Origin of the sequence: Vibrio sp. McD22-P3 (assembly GCF_021568915.1) — a bacterium.
Classification (GTDB): Bacteria; Pseudomonadota; Gammaproteobacteria; order Enterobacterales; family Vibrionaceae; genus Vibrio; species Vibrio mediterranei.
This window is the reverse complement of the sequence record NZ_JAKGTN010000019.1, coordinates 24,785-38,773: the sequence shown is the minus strand read 5'-3', so window position 1 is coordinate 38,773 and position 13,989 is coordinate 24,785. Positions and strand designations below refer to the sequence as shown.

The 13,989-nt window shown below is 45.2% G+C and carries 12 protein-coding genes; 7 read left to right on the top strand and 5 right to left on the bottom strand.

The annotated features are described in order from the left end of the window. Positions 1–7: 7 nt before the first annotated feature. Complete coding sequence (locus tag L2W36_RS20350; RefSeq protein WP_236111342.1) at positions 8–949, top strand: glutathione S-transferase family protein; 942 nt, start codon at positions 8–10, stop codon at positions 947–949. A gap of 61 nt (positions 950–1,010) precedes the next feature. Here the strand turns inward: L2W36_RS20350 and pta are convergent, their stop codons facing one another. Both pta and L2W36_RS20340 read right to left on the bottom strand, forming a co-directional pair. Continuing rightward, a complete protein-coding gene (gene pta / locus L2W36_RS20345) occupies positions 1,011–3,155 on the bottom strand; it encodes a phosphate acetyltransferase (protein ID WP_006070028.1) in 2,145 nt (714 codons plus the stop codon). 127 nt (positions 3,156–3,282) lie between these two features. Continuing rightward, positions 3,283–4,479, bottom strand: coding sequence for an acetate kinase (locus tag L2W36_RS20340; protein WP_006070029.1), 1,197 nt, complete (start codon positions 4,477–4,479; stop codon positions 3,283–3,285). 338 nt (positions 4,480–4,817) lie between these two features. On the opposite strand from L2W36_RS20340, the gene yfbV reads away from it, so the two are divergent. Continuing rightward, entirely contained in the window at positions 4,818–5,270 is a 453-nt protein-coding gene (gene yfbV, locus L2W36_RS20335) for a terminus macrodomain insulation protein YfbV (protein WP_006070030.1), read from the top strand. A gap of 72 nt (positions 5,271–5,342) precedes the next feature. Here yfbV and L2W36_RS20330 read toward each other — a convergent pair whose 3' ends face one another. Beyond that, complete coding sequence (locus tag L2W36_RS20330) at positions 5,343–6,449, bottom strand: PQQ-dependent sugar dehydrogenase (RefSeq protein ID WP_236111340.1); 1,107 nt, start codon at positions 6,447–6,449, stop codon at positions 5,343–5,345. A 392-nt stretch (positions 6,450–6,841) separates the two neighbouring features. Here L2W36_RS20330 and L2W36_RS20325 point away from each other — a divergent pair, with 392 nt between their 5' ends. From L2W36_RS20325 to malZ, 4 genes are all read left to right on the top strand, one after another. After that, positions 6,842–7,807, top strand: coding sequence for an ABC transporter substrate-binding protein (locus L2W36_RS20325; RefSeq protein WP_006070032.1), 966 nt, complete (start codon positions 6,842–6,844; stop codon positions 7,805–7,807). A 71-nt stretch (positions 7,808–7,878) separates the two neighbouring features. Beyond that, a complete protein-coding gene (locus L2W36_RS20320) occupies positions 7,879–8,820 on the top strand; it encodes an ABC transporter permease (protein WP_006070033.1) in 942 nt (313 codons plus the stop codon). Continuing rightward, positions 8,817–9,611: an ABC transporter ATP-binding protein gene (locus L2W36_RS20315; RefSeq protein WP_006070034.1), complete on the top strand. Its 795-nt coding sequence runs from the start codon at positions 8,817–8,819 to the stop codon at positions 9,609–9,611. Before L2W36_RS20320 ends, L2W36_RS20315 begins: the two co-directional genes overlap by 4 nt. 156 nt (positions 9,612–9,767) lie before the next feature. Beyond that, on the top strand, positions 9,768–11,600 hold the full coding sequence (gene malZ / locus L2W36_RS20310) for a maltodextrin glucosidase (RefSeq protein WP_236111339.1): 1,833 nt from the start codon (positions 9,768–9,770) through the stop codon (positions 11,598–11,600). A 10-nt stretch (positions 11,601–11,610) separates the two neighbouring features. Here the strand turns inward: malZ and dusC are convergent, their stop codons facing one another. Next, a complete protein-coding gene (gene dusC, locus L2W36_RS20305) occupies positions 11,611–12,573 on the bottom strand; it encodes a tRNA dihydrouridine(16) synthase DusC (RefSeq protein ID WP_236111331.1) in 963 nt (320 codons plus the stop codon). 123 nt (positions 12,574–12,696) lie between these two features. Here dusC and L2W36_RS20300 point away from each other — a divergent pair, with 123 nt between their 5' ends. Further along, entirely contained in the window at positions 12,697–13,299 is a 603-nt protein-coding gene (locus L2W36_RS20300) for a YecA family protein (RefSeq protein ID WP_236111329.1), read from the top strand. 71 nt (positions 13,300–13,370) lie between these two features. On the opposite strand, the gene dsbB is transcribed toward L2W36_RS20300, so the two are convergent. Further along, positions 13,371–13,913 (bottom strand): disulfide bond formation protein DsbB, encoded by a 543-nt coding sequence (dsbB, locus tag L2W36_RS20295; RefSeq protein ID WP_006070038.1) that lies wholly within the window; start codon positions 13,911–13,913, stop codon positions 13,371–13,373. Between the last annotated feature and the right edge of the window lie 76 nt (positions 13,914–13,989).

The window sequence follows — 13,989 nt, the reverse complement described above, 5'->3', positions numbered from 1 at the left end:
TGAAAGCATGGGGAAATTGGTTGAAGGTGTTTGGCATGATGTGTGGTACGACACTAAGACGTCTGGCGGTAAGTTTGTGCGTGAAGATGCTGGCTTTCGTCATTGGATAGACAATAGCCCACAAGCAGAATTCCAGCCTGAATCTGGTCGCTATCATTTATACGTATCACTTGCGTGCCCTTGGGCTCATAGAACACTGATCTTTCGCGCTCTTAAAGGTTTGGAACCGCACATTGATGTTACGGTCGTGTGTCCTGACATGCTTTCAGAAGGGTGGTCTTTTGGACTTCCTGAACCTCTATTTGGATTCACCAAACTTCACCAAATTTATACACAAGCTAAACCGGACTATACCGGTCGAGTTACTGTACCTGTTTTGTGGGATAAAAAGACCAACACTATTGTGAGTAATGAGTCATCGGAAATCATCCGAATGTTCAACTCGGAGTTCAACCATCTGACAGGTAATAGTGACGATTTTTATCCGGAGAAATTGCAGTCCGCGATTGACGAGTGGAATGAGTTTATCTACCCAAACATTAACAATGGGGTATACCGTTGCGGTTTTGCAACTACTCAGGAGGCGTATGAAGAAGCTTACAATAGCTTGTTCGATGCTTTGGATAAGGTAGAAGCGCAGTTGGCGACCCATCGATACTTAACGGGTGACCAGATAACGGAAGCTGATTGGCGATTGTTTACCACATTAGTGCGTTTCGATGCGGTGTATGTGGGGCACTTTAAGTGCAACAAAAAACGTATCGCTGATTACGAAAATATCCAAGGTTTCCTCAAAGAGCTATACCAAGTTAAAGGTGTTAAAGAGACCACGGATCTCTACCATATTAAACGCCACTACTACTTCAGTCATACGGGTATCAATCCAACTCAAATTGTTCCTGCTGGCCCTGATTTGGACTTGGATTCGCCTCATGGAAGAGAGCGTTAAATTGCATACAATAAAAAAGCCTCCGATGATGGAGGCTTTTTTCATTCAGTTAAAGGGCAAATTACTTTTGCTCTTGACCTGATTGAATCGCAGTTAGTGCTACTGTGTACACGATATCGTCTACTAGTGCGCCACGAGAAAGGTCGTTAACTGGCTTGCGCATACCTTGCAGCATTGGACCGATAGAAACTAGGTCTGCTGAACGCTGTACCGCTTTGTATGTTGTGTTACCAGTGTTTAGATCTGGGAATACAAATACAGTCGCTTTACCAGCAACTGGAGAGTTAGGTGCTTTAGAAGCCGCTACGTTCTCCATGATCGCTGCATCGTACTGTAGAGGACCGTCGATGATAAGATCAGGACGTTTCTCTTTTGCTAGTTTGGTTGCTTCACGTACTTTATCTACATCAGCACCTTTACCAGACTCACCAGTAGAGTATGAGATCATTGCAACGCGTGGGTCGATACCGAATGCCGCAGCAGAGTCTGCAGATTGAATAGCGATTTCAGCAAGTTGCTCAGCTGTTGGGTCAGGGTTGATTGCACAGTCACCGTACACTAATACTTGATCAGGCAGCAGCATGAAGAAGATTGAAGATACGATAGATGTACCCGGAGCCGTTTTGATGATTTGGAACGGAGGAACGATAGTATTTGCTGTTGTGTGAACAGCACCAGATACTAGACCGTCTACTTCGTTTGCTTCAAGCATCATTGTGCCAAGGTAAACAGAGTCTTGTAGCTTCTCACGAGCCACAACTTCAGTCATACCTTTCGCGCCGCGTAGTTCTACGAGACGAGCAACGTAGTTTTCACGTACCGCATCAGAATCGATGATTGTAACACCTGCACCTAGTTCAACACCTTGTTGTGCAGCTACGCGCTTGATTTCGTCTGGGTTACCAAGAAGCACACATTCCGCGATGCCACGCTCAGCACAGATAGCCGCAGCTTTAACTGTACGAGGCTCATCACCTTCAGGAAGAACGATACGTTTGCCAGCTTTACGAGCAAGTTCTGTTAACTGGTAACGGAATGCTGGTGGGCTTAGCTTACGAGTACCGATAGTACCTTCAAGTAAAGAGTCAATCCATGGACCGTCGATGTGACCAGCAACGTGCTCGTTAACGAACTCGATACGCTCTTTATCGTCTGCAGGTACTTCTAGGCTAAAGCTCTGTAGGTTCAGAGACGTTTGCCATGTGTTACCTTGAGCCTTAAAGATTGGCAGGCCAGTGTCTAGTGCTGGCTTGATTAGGTCAGCAATTTCAACAGGAACATCGTAGCCACCTGTTAATAGGATAGCGCCGATTTCTACACCGTTCATTGCAGCAAGTGCCGCAGCGACGATAACGTCTGGACGGTCTGCTGAAGTAACAAGTAGAGAACCTGGTTTGAAGTGCTCGATCATGTTCGGTAGAGAACGTGCACAGAACGTGATGCTCTTAATACGACGCTTCTCGATATCGCCCGCGTTAATTACTTCGGCATTTAGGTGCTGAGCCATGTCGATTGCACGCGTTGCAATTAAATCGATCTTCCAAGGCACGCAGCCAAGAACGCGGATTGGGCTAGTGTTGAAGATTTGCATTACTTCAAGGTTAGCTTGCTGCGCGGTGTCTGCGTCATCAAAGATTTCAGAAAGATCTGGACGAGTACGGCCTGCTTCATCAACAGGAGCGTTTAGCTTGTTGATGATAACGCCAGAGATGTTCTTGTTTTTAGTACCACCGTAGTTAGTACATGCAACTTCGATACGCTCTTTAAGCTGACTTGGGTTGTCAGTACCTGGCGTTGCTACGAATACGATCTCTGCACCAAGTGTTTTTGCGATTTCTGCGTTAACTGCGTTCGCAAATGGGTGTTTACGAGTCGGTACTAGACCTTCGATAAGCGTTACTTCAGCGTCTTTGCTTACTTGATTGTAACGTTCAACAATTGTCTCAAGTAGTACATCAACTTTTTCGCTACCGTATAGGTTCTCAACGTCAGACATTGGAAGTGGTTGGCCCACTTTCATATCGCTGCTGTTACCAACGATAGTTGAAGTTAAGTCTGGTTGATCGCCACCGTGGCGAGGCTGAGCGATAGGCTTGTAGAACGCAACGTTCACACCTTTGCGCTCCATAGCACGCAATACACCCATGCTAACACTGGTAAGACCTACGCCAGCGCTAGTTGGTACAAGCATAATAGTACGGGACATTCTTTGAGTACCTCAAACTATATGTAGGGAAGAAACTCAGCGTGGTGAACGTCCTTTTAGGAGAAAAACAGACGGTCGGCTGAGCCCAATAAGAAAACTGGCTAACCTAAGTTAGCCAGTTTGAAAATTAAAGACCCGCTAGACGCGCAGTGTCTTCAGCAATTACTAGCTCTTCGTTAGTAGAGATAACCATTGCAGGGATACGGCTGCTTGCAGCAGTGATAGTGCCTTCGCCGCCGAAACGAGCTTTAAGGTTAGCTTCACCGTCAACTTCGATGCCGAATACGCCTAGACGGTTTAGAACCATCTCACGGATTGGTGCAGAGTTTTCACCGATACCACCAGTGAACACGATAGCGTCTAGACGACCGTCAAGAGATGCAGTGTAACCCGCTACGTATTTCGCTAGACGGTGGCAGAACACGTCCATTGCACGAGTTGCTTCTTCTTTCTCACCGTAGTTGTCTTCAACGAAACGGCAGTCAGAAGTCACTTCAGTTAGACCTAGAAGGCCAGACTCTTTAGTTAGCATGTTGTTGATTTGCTCAACAGAGTAACCTAGTGCGTCGTGTAGGTGGAAGATGATCGCTGGATCGATATCACCACAACGAGTACCCATTACTAGTCCTTCAAGAGGAGTTAGACCCATTGAAGTATCTACAGATTCGCCGTTCTTGATAGCGCAAACAGAAGCACCGTTGCCTAGGTGGCAGTTGATGATGTTCAGTTCGTTAGCTGGCTTACCAAGTAGTTCAGCTGCTTCACGTGCGATGAATAGGTGAGACGTACCGTGCATGCCGTAGCGACGGATGCCGTGCTCTTTGTACAGGTTGTACGGTAGAGCGTATAGGTAAGACTCTTGAGGCATAGTTTGGTGGAACGCAGTGTCAAATACTGCTACGTTCTTAAGCTCTGGGAAGTTGTGCTTCGCCGCTTCGATACCGATGATGTGAGCTGGGTTGTGAAGAGGTGCAAATGTTGCAGAGTCTTCGATACCTTTAAGTACATCGTCTGTAATTAGCGCAGAAGATGTGAATTGCTCACCACCGTGAACGATACGGTGACCGATAGCGCCTAGGTTAGCTTTTAGCTCAGGTTTAGAAGCAAGGATAGTTTCTACCATGAATGCTAACGCTTCTTCGTGAGCAGCGCCGTCGCCTAGTTGAGCTTCGTGTTTACCATCAAGTTTCCACTTGATACGAGCTTCTGGAAGGTGTAGACATTCAGCAAGGCCTGTTAGGTGCTCATCACCGTTTTCTGCATCAACGATGGCGAACTTAAGAGAAGAACTACCGCAGTTTAAAACTAAAACCAGCTTAGACATTAGAGGTTACCTGTATTTTATTGATCATGGATCATTGGGGTATAAAACGTATCTCAAGGCTGAGAAGGTACAAAAGATTTACCATTCAGTCTTGGTCAAAAATTCATCAATTGCCGTATAATAATATGCGATTTCTTCATTAAAATCACATTTGCGTCCTTGCGACGTTCATCTCTTGGTTGCCTTATTTGTAAATAAAGACAACAATGAGATTGAGGAAACGCAAAGAATAACGATAATGACAGAAGATAACAAAATAAATTTGAAAGAATATTAACTTCAGTCAATATTTTGCTGATTTAGTTGAAGAGTTCAACTTTTTTTTAGTGAGGTTGCCTATGAGCGAGCGAGTAAGTCTGACTCAGAGTATAAAAAATGGCCAAAAGTACATGGAGCTGTGGCCAATGAGAAAGGAACTCACACCATTGTTCCCAGAGCAGCGCATAATCAAAGCAACAAAGTTTGGTATCAAAGTCATGCCTGCGGTTGCCGCTATTAGTGTGTTAACGCAAATGGCGTTTAGCAATGCTCAAGCCATGCCACAATCTATTGTTATCGCGTTGTTTGCTATCAGCTTACCAGTTCAAGGTATGTGGTGGCTTGGAAACCGCTACAACACACAACTACCTCCAGCACTTGCGTCTTGGTATCGAGAGCTGCATCAAAAGATCATTGAGACGGGCTGTGCGATGGAGCCAGTTAAGGCCAAGCCCAAATATAAAGAACTCGCTGTCACTCTAAATAGAGCGTTTAGACAGCTCGATCGCAGCGATTTTGACCGTTGGTTCTAATTTAATTGGCTTCAAAACAAAACCCCGCATTAATGCGGGGTTTTGTTTTATAGAGGCTTGTCTTAGTAACCGCTATTCATAGGCACGACGGATCTTGTAGACGGTGCCACTGTCTGTCGTAAACCATACGTTACCCGCGGCATCAGAAGTGATATCGCGGATACGTTCGCCCAGCTCTTCATAATAACGGCGTTCTTCGAGTACTTGGCCTGCTTCATTGACATCGAGGACGTTCATATGAGTGAGCTTTAATGCGCCAATCAGAAGTATGCCGTTTAATCGAGGGAACTTCTCTCCTTGATAAAGGTGTAGTGAACCAGGTGCGATAGAGGGGATGTACACTTTCTTCGGCGACTCTATTCCATCTTTTTCTTGAGCTTCACCCGCATTAATCGGCCCCCAATATTCCTTTCCATGAGAAGTAATTGGCCAGCCATAGTTTGCCCTAGCTTTGATTAAGTTGAGCTCATCTCCACCTCGTGGTCCGTGTTCAATGGCCCAAAGCTGTTTTCTATTGCTGTCGTAGATTATGCCCTGTGGGTTTCGGTGACCATACGAGTAAATCTCGGGGGCAAAGCGCTTGTTATCAATAAATGGATTGTCTTTAGGCACGCTGCCATCTTGATTAAGCCGAATTATAGTGCCCGCGTGATTGTCGGTTTGCTGCGCATTATCTCGCTCCCCTGCGTCTCCGATGGTCATGTAGATATAGCCTTCATCATCAAAAGCAAGACGACTGCCAAAATGTCGCCCCGAGGTGACGACAACGTTGCTGGAGAACAAGTCCTGCCATGATTCTATTGTTGACCCGTTTAAACGCGCTTTGGCAAGTGTCGGGGTGCCACCTTTACCATCGGGTTTGGCATAAGTGAAATAAAAAACATTTTTGTCTTTAGGACTAGCGATGATGTCCATTAAACCGCCTTGACCCGACGAATACACATTTGGCACACCGGAGACAGCAGATACCTTTCCGGTCTCCCCATCAAGGATAACAAGACTGCCTTGGCGTAAAGCTATCAAAAAACGTTTGTTATCAATTGGCTCTATTGACCACGGTACGCCATCAATGACGGCAACTTTCTCAAGCTTGCTGCTTTCCAATTCCCTCGCAAACCCGAATGCAGAGAACACACAAATTAGAGATATGAATAAAGCTTTTTGAATATGTAGGTTCATGAAGGTCTTCCTTGGTAACTATCGGGAGCGAGCATATATGAAGCTGAACGCTATCTGTATGAATATAGACACCTTTCACAAAAAATCACTCACAATCCTTCACTTTTGTCAAAAATGCATTACGCTAAGATTTGACCAAATATTAGTCGCATGTATCGTATAGTGTACATCCTGATTAAAATGTATGTCATTAAATCAATCTTTCAGCACGTTTATCTGGTCGGATTGTTAATATTATCTTTCAATTTGGTAAGCTTACTGGTAGAAATAGCAGTAAGTCGAAAATTAAATAAATATTCGACATTTAATGTAAAACAATAATTACACCTAATTTCCTCTCGAGTGAGAGCTTTCTGCCTCACAAGGAAAAATTGCTGAATCAAGGAGTGAAGATGAAAGCAAGCAAGTTACTTGTCACAGCAGCACTAACTGGCGTGGCTCTATTATCGTCTACGAGCATTATGGCAAAGACGGCAAAAGTGGCAGTATCCCAAATCGTTGAACACCCAGCGCTTGATGCGACTCGCCAAGGCTTAGTGGATGGTTTAAAAGCGAAAGGGTATGAGCAAGGAAAGAATCTAGAATTTGACTATAAAACGGCGCAGGGCAATCCAGCTATTGCGGTACAGATTGCACGCCAATATGTAGGTGAGCGCCCTGACGTTCTTGTTGGTATAGCAACTCCAACGGCTCAGGCTCTGGTATCAGCAACGCGCGATATCCCGGTTGTTTTCACTGCCGTTACTGATCCAGTGGGAGCGAAGTTAGTGAAGCAGCTTGAGCAACCAGGTAAAAATGTAACGGGTCTGTCTGACCTTTCTCCTGTTGATCAACACGTTGAATTAATTCAAGAAATCATGCCAGATGTAAAAAGTATTGGTGTGGTTTATAACCCAGGTGAAGCTAACGCGGTTAGCCTTATGAAGCTGCTTAAAGAGAGCACTGATAAGCGCGGTATTGAATTGGTAGAAGCGACGGCACTTAAAAGTGCTGATGTACAAACTGCGACTCAAGCAATTGCTGCTAAATCAGACATCATCTACGCACTTATCGATAATACGGTTGCTAGTGCGATTGAAGGCATGATTGTTTCTGCAAATCAAGCGAAGAAACCGGTATTTGGTGCAGCAACGTCTTATGTTGAGCGTGGTGCGGTAGCAAGTCTTGGGTTCGACTACTACCAAATTGGTGTCCAAACCGCAGACTACGTAGCCGATATCCTAGATGGTAAAGATCCAGGCCAAATGGATGTCAAAGTTGCGAAAGGCTCTGACTTGGTTATCAATGCAACAGCAGCTAAAAAATTGGGTTTAGCGATTCCTAAATCAGTGATGGATCGTGCAACAAGCGTAAAGTAACGCACGAGTGATAGTGGCTGGGCTTTGTGATTTAAGGCCCAGCTTTTTTATTAAGCAGAAGAGGAGTTGTTATGTCTGCTTTCGCTTTTTTCGGCGCTCTAGAAATCGGTCTTATCTACGGACTGGTCGCGTTGGGTGTCTATCTCACCTTCCGAGTTCTTGATTTTCCAGATCTTAGTGTTGATGGCAGTTTCCCTATGGGAGCGGCCGTTGCAGCGACCGCTATTGTGGCTGGAATCGACCCTTGGATTGCAACGGGGATGGCTATCGTTGCTGGTGCAGCAACGGGTTGGGTGACAGCATTCTTAGCCGTTAGGTGTGGCATTCTTCATCTTCTAGCATCTATCTTGACTATGATCGCGGCGTTTTCGATCAATATTCGAATCATGGGACGCCCAAATATTGCACTACTTGGTGAAGATACTATTTTAACTCCATTTGAAATGATGGGTGATGCCATGTACATCAGGCCTTTAGTGGTCGGTGTACTCGTTCTGGTGTCGGCATGGTTTGTTGTTCGCCTTCTTAATAGTGATTTCGGTTTGGGGCTACGAGCGACTGGTGTCAATGCGCGCATGGTTAAGGCTCAAGGTGCAAGCACATCGTTTTATACCTATTTTTGTCTTGCTTTATCCAACGGTTTCGTAGGTTTCGCTGGTGCGCTGTTCGCTCAGACCAATAGCTTTGCGGATGTGACTTCTGGTGTGGGTACGATCGTGGTTGGCCTTGCTGCTGTTATTCTGGGTCAGACCTTGATTCCGGGTAAAAAGATTTGGGTAGCGGTGACCGCGGTGATTGTCGGTTCCGTCTTGTATCGTCTAGCTGTGGCGTTCGCATTAAGTTCTGGCATGTTTGGATTGCAAGCATCGGACCTTAACTTGGTGACGGCGGTCTTGGTAGCCATCGCACTGATTGCTCCGAAACTAAAAGGAAACCTCAAAGCAAAAAAGGGCGTTAAGCCTGTAAAGAGTCAAGCAGTATCTAATTCAGGCAAAGCGGGGAAAGTAGCATGATTCGTTTAGAAGATATTCAAGTTACCTTCAACCCAGGTACTATCCTAGAAAACCAAGCATTGAAAGGCGTTAATCTAGAGGTTCCGGAACATCAGTTTCTAACGGTGATTGGTTCAAATGGAGCGGGTAAATCTACGTTACTTGGCGCTGTTACTGGTGAAACACCTATGATTGGCGGTCGAGTGCTCATTGACGAAATGGACGTGACCAGACAAACGGTAGATCAGCGAGCAAACCAATGTGCTCGTGTATTCCAGGACCCCTTAGCAGGAACGTGTGGTGACCTTTCTATTGAAGAAAACATGGCGCTGGCATATATGCGTGGTAAAAAACGGGGCTGGAGTTTGTCGCTATCGTCAAAGCGTCGCAAGCTATTCCAAGAGCGCATTAGCATTCTTGGTTTAGGCCTTGAAGACCGATTGAGTGACAATATTGGGTTACTTTCAGGTGGTCAGCGCCAAGCGGTAAGTTTGGTGATGGCAACGCTGTCAGATAGTAAGCTGTTACTGCTTGACGAGCATACAGCGGCACTTGACCCACGTATGGCAGCTTTTGTTATCGACTTAACTAAAAAGGTGATCAAGGAGTTTAACCTTACGGTAATGATGGTAACGCACTCGATGAAAGATGCGCTGGCCTGCGGTGATCGAACCGTAATGCTACACCAAGGAGAAATTGTCTTGGACGTAGAAGGGGAACAGCGCGCAAATATGCAAGTTCCAGATCTATTAGAAATGTTCTCAAAAGTTCGTGGTGAAGAACTGGCGGATGACAGTTTGCTATTGAGTTAACTGTCTATTCTCAAACATCAATAATCGAGCTGTTTCTAAGCCTCAGTGCTACGCCTACAGACTGTGATCCCTCTTCAATTTGAAGGGGGATTTTTTATTGCGGTTATTCAACTAAGATAACGTAATCTCGTTCCCTCTATTTAAAGAAGAATAACAATGAAACAGCCTTTTTTATTTCATCCACAGACTCATGATGGGGTGGTGCGCGTCGAAGATAAGCTAACCATTACTTTGTTTGCTGAAGCAAAAGATTATGAGTCGGTAAGCCTTCGTCATGAGCCTGACAATGAAGAGTACATAGTCCCTATGTCTAAGGTGGGCACGAAAGGACGACTTGATATTTGGCAGGCGACGCTTCCTCTTAGCGAAGATAAAGATGTTACTTACTACGTGTTTAAGGCTCTAACGCAAACGGATCAGTACTGGTTAGATGCCCGCGGTGTTCAAAAACGTATGCCCGGGCGAGAGTACCATTTTAAGTACAATCGCTGTCATCAGCCCCCAAGTTGGGTAGCAGAGCAAGTTTTCTACCAAATCTTCCCTGAACGTTTTTGCAACGGTGACCCAGACTTAGCGGTGGAAACGGGTGAATATCAATACCCTGCTCGGAATAGACAGTCTGTGAAAAAACAGTGGGGAGAAAGTGTTGGTACTCATGGTGATACTGGTGCAGTAGAGTTCTTCGGTGGTGACCTTGCGGGCATCGAAAGTAAACTCGACTATCTTCAAGATTTAGGTATCACTACGCTTTATCTGAACCCAATATTCACGTCATACTCTAACCATAAATACGATACCGTTGATTACTACTCAATTGATCCAAAATTTGGCACTAATGAACAATTTGCCCAATTGACGGATAAGCTTCATCAACGAGGCTTGAAAGTAGTGCTAGATGCAGTACTCAATCACACATCCACCTCACATTCATGGTTCGATATCCTTAGTCACGGCAATGGAGCTTATACATCGCAAGATAGCCCATATCGTGATTACTACTTTTTTGAAGCTGACTCAGATAGGTACGTTGGCTGGAAAGGGATTGACACGTTACCAGTATTGAATTTCCACAACCAAGAAGTATGCAACCAGATCTATCTGGACGAAAGCTCAGTCATCAAGTACTGGCTAAAGCCCCCATATAATATCGATGGCTGGCGTTTTGATGTGATTCATATGTTAGGTGAAGGAGAGGGAGCAACCAATAATGCGCATTATGTGAAAGCATTCCGTGATTCGATGAAGTCGGTGAACCCAGATTCTTATATGCTCGGAGAGCATTTCTTTGAGGCGACTCAGTGGCTACAGGGTGATCAAGAAGATGGAGCGATGAACTATTATGGATTCGCGCATCCAGTTAGGGCTTTGCTAGCAAGCAAGGACATTCAATTTGATCCAATTAACATTGACTGCCATGACTTTCTTGAGTGGCTTCAGGAAGCAAGTGCAAAGGTTCCATGGAACAACCAGCTGTCACAGCTCAACCAGTTAGATAGCCATGATACTGAACGCTTTATTACAACACTTAGTGGAGACAAAGCGAAGTTTGCTATCGCGAACCAGCTATTGATGTCTTTTGTGGGGGCGCCTTGTTTGTATTACGGTGCCGAGATTGCTCTAGAAGGCTCTCACGACCCAGACAACCGTCGTTGCTTCCCTTGGGAACAGATTGAGCACAGTGAATGGCTACCGTACTTTAAAAAGATGATTGCCATTCGTCGGCGCTCGAAGGCACTGCAAAAAGGTAGCTTTATGCCTTTGTATGTTGATGACGCTTGTTTGGTATTCGCTCGCCAACTCGATAGCGAAGTGGTGATAAGTGGATTCAATCTAGGAAAACAATCTAACCAAGTAGAATTGCCCGTTTGGAAGCTGGGGATTGAACAGGGAGCGTTTCGTTGTCCAATTACCGAAAAGATGATCTCTGCTAACAAAGGAATGCTCACCGTCTCGATAGAAGGCGAACATTCACTGCTTCTAACCCTTTAGCCTGAGTAAACTACTGTGGCAATGTCTCAAGTACATTGTCACGGTAGTTCTGTATACGCTCAACGATAGGTGCAGCCTTATTGAAAGTGCGTATTTCTCGGAACAACTCGTTCGCTTGAGGATATTGTTGACGAAGATATGAGAACCATTGTTTTACTCGGTTAGGGTAGTACAGTCCTTTGTCGCCTTTGATTTCATAAGTCGAATAGACCAGCAACAAATCAACCACGTCTTGCCATGGCATCACGGTGTGGTTATGTTTCACTACATTGCCGAGGTTAGGGACATTAAACGCGCCACGGCAGACCATGAGTGAATCAACACCGGTAGTTTCTATACAGCGTTGACCATCTTCAAAGTTCCAGATTTCACCGTTGGCAATTAAGGGAACTGATGTTTTCTTGCGGATCTCATTGATATATTCCCACTTGATCTCGCTTGCCTTATAGCCACCAGTTTTGGTTCTAGCATGAACGGTTAACTCGTTGGCTCCAGCTTGCTCTATCGCATCGACAATCTCAAAGCAATCATCCGGGTTTTCCCAACCTAGGCGGATTTTCGCTGTCACCGGAATATTGCGGTCAACAGCTTCACGACACGCTTTAACGACGTTATGAATAAGCTCGGGATGTTGCAATAGGGCAGCGCCCCCTTTGCTTTTGTTAACCAGTTTTGCGGGGCAACCAAAATTAAGGTCGATACCTTTAGCGCCAAGGCTCGCCGCTCTTACCGCATTTTCTGCCATCCAGCGAGGGTCTTGACCCAGTAATTGAATATGAACGGGTGTACCGGATTTGGTCATTGAACCTTGCGCTAACTCAGGGCACAGTCGGTGGAATACGTGATCGGGTAGGGTTTGGTCAACGACACGAACAAACTCAGTCACACAGAGATCGTAATCGTTGATCTCTGTAAGAATCTCTCGCATTAGATGATCTAAAACGCCCTCCATTGGGCCCAAAACAACACGCATACCAGTTCTCACTATACTCAGGGAGCGGGGATTCTACCTGTTATAGGGTAAAGAATCGACCATTGAGTTCAGCGACGTAGCCAAATATACTTGCTGCAAATTTTTAAGATAAAAGATCAACGTATGAAATTCATCGAGCTACCTGCTGATTGGACAGGTGAGTCTAGTGCATTTATTGAAGGCGCAATCTTGGCGGCAAACTTTGCGGTCGAACCATTAAAGCCGGAAAGCTGGTTAGCTAATGTGGTCGGCGACTATTCGGCTGACCAAGAAGCATGGATTGTAGATCATCTAAATGCCCAATACGCCCAATTGAAGACCGCTCATTACCATCTTACGGATTTTATTGGCAGTAATACTGAGCAGTTAGCAGACGTAGCCGAAGGGTTTATGACTGTGTGGCCTACTGTTGAACAGCAATGGATTAACAAGCAGTTTGCAGATGGCACGCAGCGCATGCTTCAAGCGCTGTTAACTACGTTTATGCTGGCTATTGATGAAGAGCAGACGCATAACGAAATGCGTCAAGCAGGGTATGAAAAGCTACCACAACTAACGGAATTTCTACCACAGTTAGATGCGATGATACACGAAGTAGGTATGGCGGCTGATGAAATGATGATTGGACATCAATCTCAAACCGTTAACCCGTTTAAAGACGTGGGCCGTAATGACACTTGTCCTTGTGGTAGTGGCAAAAAGTTCAAGAAGTGCTGTGGTCAGTAATCGCTTACAACCATAAGAAACAAAGCCTCCAATTTGGAGGCTTTGTTTTATCAATTAGTTACCGAAAAGCGTTACTGAAAACCACGAGCTCTGGAGCCAGACAGTTTTGCGCTTTGGGAGATAATGATGATGGCCAGTGCAACTAAGTTACCTGCAAAGATAATCACCAGCCATTGTGGCATTGATAGTGTCAGGAACTGCCATACGACTTTAGAACAGTCACCGTAGGCTTCAAATAACCAAGGAGCCCATTGATTTAAAGGTGCCCAATCTGGGAAGGTGACGAACAAATCACAGGTCTTGAATGGTGATGGATTGAACTGATAGTCCACGTGTTCAAGCGCCAATGTTAATCCTTTGATTGCCGAAGCACCCCAAGCACCAAATCCAATCCAACGCATTACCGTATTTTTCGGATTGATCATACCTATTAGCGCAGCACCGGTAATACCAAACATGGCAACCCGTTCATAAATACACATCACGCATGGACCAAGCTGCATAACATGTTGGAAGAATAAGGCACAAAGCTCGAAGAAAATGGTGCAGATAAAAAGCAGGCCCCAAGACAAACGAGTTTTGGAAAATGCTTTGATGTTGGAAAGAACCGTCACTGATACGTCCTTGTTGAAATAAAAAAGCTCTGAATACTCAGAGCTTTTTAACGCGGATTAGTTTCACAATCAACTA